This window comes from Pseudomonas sp. 43(2021), from assembly GCF_017490805.1.
Lineage (GTDB): Bacteria > Pseudomonadota > Gammaproteobacteria > Pseudomonadales > Pseudomonadaceae > Aquipseudomonas.
Genome location: NZ_JAFGYJ010000078.1, coordinates 1 through 1,302, shown reverse-complemented (window position 1 = coordinate 1,302; position 1,302 = coordinate 1). Strand labels below are relative to the sequence as shown.

Sequence of the window (1,302 nt, the reverse complement as noted above, 5' to 3'; positions counted from 1 at the left end):
ATAGAATGGTGCGGAGTGAGTTGAGCAAGTACGAAACTGTTGTACTGGGGGCAAGCTGGCATGCGTATGCGAAGGAACCGAGCTTTGAATCCGATTTTAGGCGCACATTGAAACTTCTTACCGACTCCGGTAAGAGTGTCGTTATTGCTCTCCGCGCGCCAGGTTTCGTTGGATATGACCGCGAGTGCAGTAAGAAACAATTGAAGATTCCTTTTATGTCATGTGAGAAGCAATCTTCGTATGTGGATAAAGGCGATATTGCGGTTAATAAGCTAATCAGTGATGTCGCTCGAGATTATCCACGGGTAACCGTGTTCGGCTTGCGAAATTTGATTTGCAAGAATGGTACGTGCTCAGCTTACATGAATGGCATTCCGCTGTATTATGATGAAGGGCACTTGAGCATTCCTGGCTCTGAAATGCTAGGCGCGGAAGCATTGCGAACAAACTCGCTGCCTCTGGAGCTATTGCGAGTGCTCTCGAATAATTCTGAGTCGTTAGCGGATACTAGCAGTAGTCCAAATATGTAATGGACTATTGGGGTTGTAATTTTCAGAAGATTGGACAGGCACTGAAAAGTATCTGTCCAACTTCCTGTTTTTACAAAGGGGGAGATCGTTATAAAAGGTGTTCGATCTGTTCTACATTGCATTTCGCAGACAACTGCTCTTCGAGGGCATCTTTGTAAAAAGCAATGACCTCCAATGTCTCGTACGAACTAGGAACTGGGAAACGGGCGTCTCGTGAGGTGTCGTACCAGCGCACATCACGGCGAGTACCATCGACTACCAGGTAAAAAGCAACGCTCCCGCTATCCTGAAACTTTCCATCGATTACCAAAGAGCAATGTGCAAATATTTCTTCGTCTGCTCTAAATGCGGCTACAGTAAGTTTCGCGCCTAAAGAAATGAACGGTGGATAAGGGCGAGGTTTCGACGGGGAGTCGATAATCGCCGCATTTGGGTTTTCAGTCTTTTTTCTTATTTGAGTAAGGGCTTCTACGTAGTAACCCTCGCAGTAATGAAAAGGAGAGATCCCCCATCGGTGCTGTTCATCCGCAGTTAAAAGAGATGGTGAAAAGCTCATGAATTGATGTTCGGCCAATTCATGGCTCAGAACTTCATACATCCAGTTTAGTTCGGCATTTGCTATTTCAATAAAAGCAGGGGCTACAGGAAAAATTGTGTTGCTATCTTTTTCAAACCTTGACGACCAGAAAACTTTATTGATAATAACTCGGTCAAGCTTGTTTCGATCCTTCAAGAAGGCGAATAGTTTTTGCATTCCTTGGAACCAGAGCCT

General features: G+C 45.0%; 2 protein-coding genes. One reads left to right on the top strand and one right to left on the bottom strand.

Annotated features, from left to right (window positions below):
* Positions 1-530, top strand: a 530-nt coding sequence (locus tag J5M71_RS25935) for an SGNH hydrolase domain-containing protein (protein ID WP_279382379.1), incomplete at its 5' end; no start/stop codon positions are given.
* A gap of 88 nt (positions 531-618) precedes the next feature.
* Here J5M71_RS25935 and J5M71_RS25930 read toward each other — a convergent pair.
* Positions 619-1,302, bottom strand: a 684-nt coding sequence (locus tag J5M71_RS25930; protein ID WP_243434352.1) for a DUF6270 domain-containing protein, incomplete at its 5' end; no start/stop codon positions are given.